This window comes from Mycobacterium sp. E2497, assembly GCF_001668695.1.
In the GTDB taxonomy this organism is placed as follows: domain Bacteria; phylum Actinomycetota; class Actinomycetes; order Mycobacteriales; family Mycobacteriaceae; genus Mycobacterium.
In genome coordinates, this window is the sequence record NZ_LZKD01000216.1 from 1 (window position 1) to 1,191 (window position 1,191).

The 1,191-nt window shown below is 67.3% G+C and carries 1 protein-coding gene; it reads right to left on the minus strand.

Annotation, left to right across the window (positions count from 1 at the left end; genetic code table 11):
- Positions 1-1,066, minus strand: a 1,066-nt coding sequence (locus tag A5713_RS19660; RefSeq protein WP_068098063.1) for a glycosyltransferase, incomplete at its 3' end; no start/stop codon positions are given.
- Between the last annotated feature and the right edge of the window lie 125 nt (positions 1,067-1,191).

Sequence of the window (1,191 nt, forward strand, 5' to 3'; positions counted from 1 at the left end):
ACGGCTGGTCTCCCGCGGTCCACAGGATCAACGTCGGTATTCCGGCACGCAGACCCGCGGCCGTGGTGCCCGAGCCGCCGTGGTGAACCACCGCCCGGCAGGCGGGGAAGATCTTCGTGTAATTCACCACGCCCACCACCTTGACGTGGTCGGGCTGCGGCACCCCACTGAAGTCACTCCAGCCGGAGCACACCAGCGCACGCTCCCCCAGCTCCTCGCACGCCGCGCTGATCAGGGCGACGGTGTCCGCGGGAGACTCGGCGACCGGCATGCTCCCGAACCCGAAGCAGATCGGCGGCGTGCCCTTGGCGATCCATGACGCCACGTCCTCGTCGGCGTCCGTGGTCAACTGCATCGTCAGCGCACCGACAAAGGGCCGTCGGTCGCCCCACTTCTTCGCCCATTCGGCGGCCAGGCCGGGAAAGCAGACTTCGTCATAGGCCTGAATCTCGAGCGAACCGCGTTCGGCGATCCGCCGCGGCGAGGGTTTCGTGGCCGCGGACAGGCCGAGTTCGCGGCGCTGTGCGTTCTCGACTCGCTTCGTCGACCGCCAAAACAACCACTCGACCGTCTTCATGCTGGAGCGGAACAGCGGCGCCGGCACGCGCGGAACGAGCTGGCCGTTGGCCCGCATCGGGAAGTGATGCAGTGTCGCCAGCGGAATGCCGTAGAACTCGGCGACGTTGGCGGCGGCCTGCTCGAAATTCAGGCCGGTGCAGAGCAGGTCGGCGCCGGCCGCAAGCGACGTCAGCGTGGTGTTCACCTCGCCCCAATGCCGGATCAGGGGCTCCCACACCTTGCGCATCAACCTGATCGGGCTGCGGACCGTCCAGATGTTCCGGAAGAACTCCGCCCACATGTTGCGAAGGAACTCCTCGTCGAGGAAATCATGCAGTTCCGGGCCGTACGGGACCGCCGCGAGCCCGGCGGACTCGGCGAAGCCCACCAATTCCGGCGGGACCGCCATGGCCACGTCGTGCCCTCGGCGCACCAGCTCGCGGCCAACAGCCGCCAAAGGCTCGATGTCGCCGCGCGTTCCATACCCGGCGAGAACGAATTTCGTCACGGGTCCTAGCCTTGCAGTTGCCGTGCACCGGCGACGTCGGGGGTATGGCTCCTCACCCAATCCGTCCCACGCGCGCGAAGTTTTCCAGAAGTTCGGCGGTCTTGGTGATGCTGTCCGCAGGCTTG